The 7,266-nt window shown below is 42.4% G+C and carries 5 protein-coding genes; 3 read left to right on the top strand and 2 right to left on the bottom strand.

Annotated features, from left to right (window positions below; all coding sequences use genetic code 11):
• Positions 1–449 precede the first annotated feature (449 nt).
• A complete protein-coding gene (locus VLN09_RS02265) occupies positions 450–1,076 on the top strand; it encodes an rRNA large subunit pseudouridine synthase E (protein ID WP_325243595.1) in 627 nt (208 codons plus the stop codon).
• 188 nt (positions 1,077–1,264) lie between these two features.
• Entirely contained in the window at positions 1,265–2,107 is an 843-nt protein-coding gene (gene copM, locus VLN09_RS02260) for a CopM family metallochaperone (protein WP_325243594.1), read from the top strand.
• Between the two features lie 129 nt (positions 2,108–2,236).
• Here copM and VLN09_RS02255 read toward each other — a convergent pair whose 3' ends face one another.
• The gene (locus tag VLN09_RS02255) at positions 2,237–4,180 is read right to left on the bottom strand and encodes a M61 family metallopeptidase (RefSeq protein WP_325243593.1); all 1,944 of its coding nucleotides are present in this window, start codon (positions 4,178–4,180) and stop codon (positions 2,237–2,239) included.
• A 324-nt stretch (positions 4,181–4,504) separates the two neighbouring features.
• On the opposite strand from VLN09_RS02255, the gene VLN09_RS02250 reads away from it, so the two are divergent.
• Positions 4,505–4,990: an FKBP-type peptidyl-prolyl cis-trans isomerase gene (locus VLN09_RS02250; RefSeq protein ID WP_011279591.1), complete on the top strand. Its 486-nt coding sequence runs from the start codon at positions 4,505–4,507 to the stop codon at positions 4,988–4,990.
• Between the two features lie 516 nt (positions 4,991–5,506).
• On the opposite strand, the gene VLN09_RS02245 is transcribed toward VLN09_RS02250, so the two are convergent.
• The coding region (locus VLN09_RS02245; protein ID WP_325243592.1) for a carboxy terminal-processing peptidase at positions 5,507–7,266 on the bottom strand (1,760 nt) is incomplete at its 5' end.

Below are 7,266 nucleotides of genomic sequence, written 5' to 3'. Positions count from 1 at the left end.
GGAAGCTTAAAATACCTAATATATCTAGGAGCAAACCCTCAGGTCATATCAAAAATTCTGAGTTAATAAAAGCGATTATCAAAAATACTCGTAACTATAGTCAGGGAAAAGCAATGTCGATACATAACGTACTGCTGGTATAAATTTTTTGCAGCCTCTGTCTGCGTAAGCACAGCAAGCAAGAAAAATTGATATCAGCAGTACGTTATGTATCGATATTGCTTTTCCCTGACTATAGTTACGAGTATTTTTGATAATCGCTTTTATTAGCTCAGAATTTTTGATATAACCTGAGGGGTTGCTCCTTGATATATTAGGTATTTTAAGCTTCCTTGGCATTCTGTTATGCTAGCGGTATATTAGTCCGCTACTGATATGTTTTATCCCTTTACCAACTTTTATAATCTATGACCTACTATCCGTCATTTATTTTTGGGAAACGCTATTTTATGACCAGCTCCAGCCTGATTTTGTTTAACAAACCTTACGGAGTGCAAAGCCAATTCCGTGATGACAGCAATAATGACCATACCACCTTATCAGAATATATTACTGACAAATCGGTTCGAGTCGCTGGTCGGCTTGATGCCACCTCAGAGGGGCTGCTGATCTTGACCAGTGATGGACGTATCAACAAAGCCATCACGCAGCCGCCATCTGCCAAGGGTTTTGCACAAAACAAACAAAAACAAGGCAAGACGTACTTGGTGCAAGTAGAAGGCGTGGTCACTACGGCACAATTAAAACAGCTGGCAAATGGCGTGATATTAAAAGATGGTAAGACATTGCCCGCCTCTGCAGCATTGGTCGATGAAGCCAACCTACCTATCAAATTATGGCAGCGCGATCCGCCCATTCGTGAGCGTAAAAATATCCCAACGTCATGGCTGATGCTCACTATTTATGAGGGTAAAAATCGCCAAGTAAGGCGCATGACCGCGCATGTAGGTCTGCCTTGTTTACGCTTGATACGCTGGTCAGTAGCAGGGTTTGAACTTGGAGAACTGGGAGTTGGCGAGTTTGTACACATTCATCTAAATAGTGAGCAATGCCGCAAACTTGGCGTCATAGGTTAGCTATCATGATACCTAAGTAAAGCTGTACTTAAGATAGCTTTACTTATTTAAGCTCATTATATTACGACACCTTAAACATAGCGTCTCGAAACAGTAAGGTTTATCTGTTACCATTAAAACTGGTGCTAGATATAAGTCGCGCACTGTTTCTAATTAGTTATTTATTTAATTTATAATGAGGGTATGTCATGACTGTTTTACATCGTTTTGCCTTATTTGCTAGTAGCGTTTCTGCTGCCCTATTACTCAGCGCTTGTCAGCCAAAAGCGAATGATAGTGAGGTAAATGCAGTACAAGATGATGTACCAGTCACAACAGAGCAACCTGAAAGCCATGATGAGATAGATGCTCATGCAGGTCATGACATGATGAATGCTGACACTGCGGCAGATGGAACACTGATGACAGACATCCTCAAAGATTATACGAAGTCGATGACTGACATGAATAATGAGATGATGATGGTTATGGCCTATAACGATCCTGATACCGCCTTTGCTAAAGGCATGCTTGGGCATCATCGCGGCGCAGTAGATATGGCAAAAATACAGCTCAAATACGGTACCGATGAGACGATGCGTCAACTTGCACAAGACATCATTGACTCACAACAGCTTGAAATCGATATCATGAATAAATGGCTTGCCAGCCACCCAGATTCGCCCAAACCTAAGCCCAATACCGAAGCGATGCAACAAGCCTATGCTAAAGGTATGGACGCTATGCATGCAGATATGATGGCTGGTATTTCAGATCCTTTACCAGATATGGCGTTTGCGCGTGGTATGCTGCCGCATCATCGCGGCGCGGTGGATATGGCGAAAGTACAGCTCCAATATGGTACTGACAAAGAGATGCTTAAATTGGCACAAGATATCATCGATGCCCAGCAGCCTGAGATTGAGCTTATGCAAGACTGGATTACGAGAACATCATCGGCTGAAGCTGCAAGCAATGCTGTTGATAAAGAAAATTCTGCAAACGCTAAAGAATCCGTAGAGATTGATAAAACCACAAAACCTAATGCTTAAATTTTAAGCGCACAACATAAAGCCCATACTAAGTATTATTGTTTAGTATGGGCTTTTTAATAATTAATAGTTTTATAACAGTCACTATTTTTGCAGAGCACTCATCTACGTGTGATAGCCAAATCACTATTACTGAGTGTGCCCCATTACATCCAACCAAGCGCTCTCTGTTTTTAAGTTATTTATCTTACCTTCACGATCTTCATTAGTCCTCGCCAGACGCAAGCTAATGCTATGTGGAAATACTTGATCCGAACCATAAATATCGTCTGTATCAACTTTCGGTACGACCTTGACCGTCATCAGCTCATCACGGCGAAACAGATGGCACTCAACATCGTGCGATGCCTGAGTAAAAGCTGCCAGTTGCTTATTATCTGCTTTAATACCGTCAATGGCGATAATGACATCATGTGCTGAGAGTCCTGCTTTGGCAGCTGCGCTATCACGCGTTACCCGATTAACCTTAAGTCCAGCTGGCGTTTCGGTGCACCTCATACCCCACGGCACATGCTTGTCAGCGGTTTCTTTATTATTGGTATAAAACTGAACGCCGTTAGCAGCCAGCAGTTTCTCAATTGGTAATTCTTCGACGCCATTAACATAGCAGCGCTCAAACTCTTCCCAATCCGCTATTGGCATAAACTGCCTGATTACTGCACCCATATCGGCACTACTGATACCGATGCGCTGATTATCATTTTGCTTCGCTTGTTTATAAAAAGCTTTGACCACATCAAATAAACGATAACGTCCCGCGCTCTTTTCTAGTAGCGTTAAATCTAAACATAACGCCACCAAAGCGCCTTTATTGTAGTAGCTGATACCAGCATTGCCAGTATTTTCATCGTTGCGGTATAGCTTAATCCACGCATCAAAGCTCGATTCAGCAACGCTTTGCTGCGCGCGACCCGGCGTTTGATAATAGCGATTAATTTGTTCTGCCAATAACTTCAGATAGTTTACCTTATCAATAACCCCTGATGCTTGCAGCATAAAATCATCAATATAAGAGGTAAAGCCTTCAAATACCCAAAGCAAAGGTGTAAAGGCTTCGTGACGCAAATCTACCGCTAACATCACATCGGGACGCACCGTTTTAACCCACCACGCATGAAAATACTCATGGCTGCACAAACCTAAAAACCGCTGATAATCACTGCTTGGTACTGCTGGCTCATTGATACGAGGTAAATCACGGCGCGGGGTAATCAGACTGGTCGAATTGATGTGCTCCAAACCGCCATAGTCTTGCCCGCTGGCATAGGTCATAAAAGTATAATCCTCAAACGGCGCGTCACCCAACCAGTTGAGATAGGTCTGACAAATCTGAGTGAGGTCTTGCTGCAATCGCCCCATATTGGCATTATGCTTACCGGTGAGAAAAAATTGATGGCTCAGCGTTTGGTGCTGACTGTCGTGAATGATAAAATTAAACTTCTCTTGTATTGCAATCTCAAACGGATAATCAATCAGTTCATGATAGCTGTCCGCTTGCACACTATATAAATCTTGCTCATCGCTTTGTAAATGCGTGGCTTTAAGTCCACATGCTAACAATACTTTTTCCTTATTTTTATTGACAAAAAAGGCTTCTGGTACCATCAAATTTACTTGGGCTGGTGATTGCTCTTGCCCATCAACCGCCAATGCCAAAGAAGTAAAGTTGCCGTACAAGCGCTGCTGATCGACATAAGCTGTGCGCACCGATAAATCATAACAATATACTTCGTAATATACGTTTATCGTTTGCCCTGCTTTTGCTTGTAGCAATTGCCACGTATGCTTGTCTATTTTTTGCGCGCGATAACGCTTAGGATTTTTATTATTCGCAATCTGGCTATCCGATAGCGCTCCATCCACTACATCATAATGTACGGCAGTAATATTTCGAGCAAATTCACGGATCAAATAACTGCCCGGTATCCATGCTGGCAACCATAAGCTTGGTGAGTCTTTATCTGCCGTAAACTTAAGCGTAACATCAACCAGATGTTCTAAAAAACGCTCAAAGTCGAATTGGTAGTTAATATTAGATGGCTGATTATCGGCAGCATGAGAGATAGAAGTCATATTTTTTATCCTTATAGTTATTGCTATGGTAGAAGTCATTGCTCAAAAACGCAACTGGAGAACCTAGAACCAGCAACACAGTATTTGGTAAATTGGCTAGAAATACTGATTATTCTGCTCAATTACACGATTAATTGGCATTTTTTGTTGTTTTAACCTTGAAAGTGATGGGAGTTATCGCAATTAAAGAGGCTAACTGCTAAAGTTACCCTAATAAACTGATGATAATTAACTGATGACGTGGCTATTTGGCTGGCTGATTGGCTTTTTTAGGTTTATTGCAACTGTATTTAATTTTTAATATCAATATATTTAGGATAATTTATGACTACTATCGCAAAAGACACTGCCGTCAAGTTTAACTACACGCTAAAAGACGACGAAGGTAATATCCTTGACCAGTCTCCAGAAGGTCAACCACTTGCTTATTTGCATGGTCACAGCAATATCATCCCAGGTCTAGAGCAACAACTAGAAGGCAAATCTGCTGGCGAAAGAGTCAATGCTGTTGTTGAGCCTGCTGATGGTTACGGTGAGTATCAAGAACAAGCGGTACAACATGTACCACGTGATAACTTCCAAGGCGTTGAAGATATTCAGCCTGGTATGCAGTTTCAGTCAGAAGCTGGTGGTCAAGTAATGCTAGTTACTGTGACTGCTGTTAGTGACAAAGAAGTAACTGTTGATGCAAACCATCCACTAGCTGGCAAGCGTTTGACTTTTGATGTTGAGATCCAAGAAGTACGTGCGGCTACTGAAGATGAACTAAACCACGGTCATGTACATGGCGCAGGTGGCGTTGAGCACTAATCACTGATTGATTATCGTGTTAGATGCTTATATGTATGTATACATAGCCAATCAGCGATTTATCACATTATTGATTGCAAAAGGTCAGTAGGTTTTCCTACTGACCTTTCTTATGGGCGAATTTAAAGGTTTTTATCCATACTTGTTTTAGATTAATACCTTTTAGATACTACAAAGCTCAGACGTAACAAAGCCGCATAACGACTAGCATTATGCGGCTTTTATTACCAACCATCCATGTTACTGTCATTCAATACTTAATCCCGAAGTATTTTATAACGGTCGAGCATCCAGCCCTATCATCCCTAATCAGCAAACTACCTATCCCTTATGCGACTTTCTAGATACCAATCCCTAGTATCTCTGAACCTTTTCGTTCAATCGTGCCGTGGATGTATAATCGCAGATTGACCTACAGTAAGTAAGAGGTCTAAACGTCAATGCATGTAAGCATATGCTTACATGCATTTTTCTAGGGTTTGGGTAGCTGCAGGAATACTGGTTTATAGCGCTTTTTTATAGCTTTTCTTCAGGACTGCTTAGCTTTGTTGGCTCAGTACTCAGCATAATATAAGCCGCTTCATTGATAAAGGCTTCATCTTCTGGTAACTCTGGGCGCTCAGCAGCCTTCATCTGACTGCGCTCTTCAAACTTAGCATCCATTGCCGCTTGATAAGTATTCCAGTTGGCATAAGGACGCTCACCCGATGCAATCTGACGTTTATTTTCAGCCTCTAATGAGCTTTTTTCTATCAGCTGCATTTTGGCACGGCGTTTATTGATATCTAGCGCAATAGGTTTTTTCTCATCTTCCATATTACGAATATCATTGAGTGTCGATAAATAAACAAACTGCGGATTTTGTTGCTGACGAATTTTCGATTGTTGGTTTAGCGTCGCCAAGGTATTCGAAGTAAACTTTCCTTCAGGCTTGTATGGCGAAGTCTTGATCGTATCCCATGGCAGAGCTTTCTTCTGCGCGCGCTCGCCAAAGGTTGCATCATCATAGATATTGACCAATTCAACATCAGGCACGACACCTTTATTTTGCGTACTGCCACCGGTGATACGATAGAATTTACGCTGCGTTAACGTCGCTGAGCCAAGCGCCAAGCTGTCTAACTGGATCTGTGCTGAACCTTTACCTGTAGTGGTACTACCAACCACTAACCCGCGTCCATAGTCTTGAATAGCAGCAGCAAAAATCTCACTGGCAGACGCAGACGCTAGGTTGGTCAAAACAACTACCTTACCATCATACAGCTGCTCACCACCGTCATCATCACGGTAGACTTGGATATTGCCGCGATTGTCACGAATCTGTACCAGTGGTCCACTCTTAATAAAGAAGCCAAGCATCTTGGCAACTTCATCCAGCGAGCCACCGGGGTTATTACGTAAATCGACTACTAAGCCGTCGATGTTTTCTTTATTGAGCTCTTTTAGTGCTTTTTCAGTATCAATACTGACACTACGATAATCCTCACCGTTACGGCGAGCGCGGTAGTTTAGATAAAAGCTTGGGATTTCAAGGACACCGATACGTTTCGGGGTTTTATCAATATTTGGACGCTGAACTTCAACCACACGCTGAGTGACGCCCGATTCTTCTTGCTGAATAATGTCACGAACCACGGTCACATTACGGGCGCTGGCATCAGGGGTATTGGGTTGACGCACTTTAATGGTCACCGATGTACCGCGTTTACCTCGAATCAGACTGACAATTTCACGCGTTGACCAACCGACCACGTCAGTCATGGTCTCGCCGTCTGTAGCAATACCAATAATTAAGTCATTAGGTTTGATTTGACCCGATTTTGCCGCAGGACCACCATCGACTAAAGTCACAATGCGCGTATAGTCTGGGTTTTTGCGGTCAGGACGGATAGATACCCCAATGCCTTCTAATTGTAAGCTAGATTGGATTTGTAGCTCGTTGGCTTGAATCGGCGCATAATAATTACTGTGCGGATCGTAGGTCAGCATCGCCGTGTTTAAGATGGTTTCCATAATCTCATCATCTTTTAAACGGGTAAACTGCTCTTGCTGCCGTGATAAACGATTAAGCAAAATCTCACTAGGTGTGCGCTTATCATTACGGACTAAATCTTGACCGCGCGTGATATCTGGATTGTCTAAAAAGACTTTTTCTTTTGCCTTCTCATCTTCCTGACCCAAAGTAATACTCATCAACTGAAACTTCAACTGACTTGTCCAATAGTCACGCTGCTCTTTTTTGGTCTTAAAGTGATTGAGCTTTTCGCGATCTAGAA

Source organism: Psychrobacter sp. (assembly GCF_035469765.1).
GTDB lineage: Bacteria > Pseudomonadota > Gammaproteobacteria > Pseudomonadales > Moraxellaceae > Psychrobacter.
The sequence above is the reverse complement of the archived record's forward strand: the minus strand, read 5'-3'. Positions and strand labels throughout refer to the sequence as shown.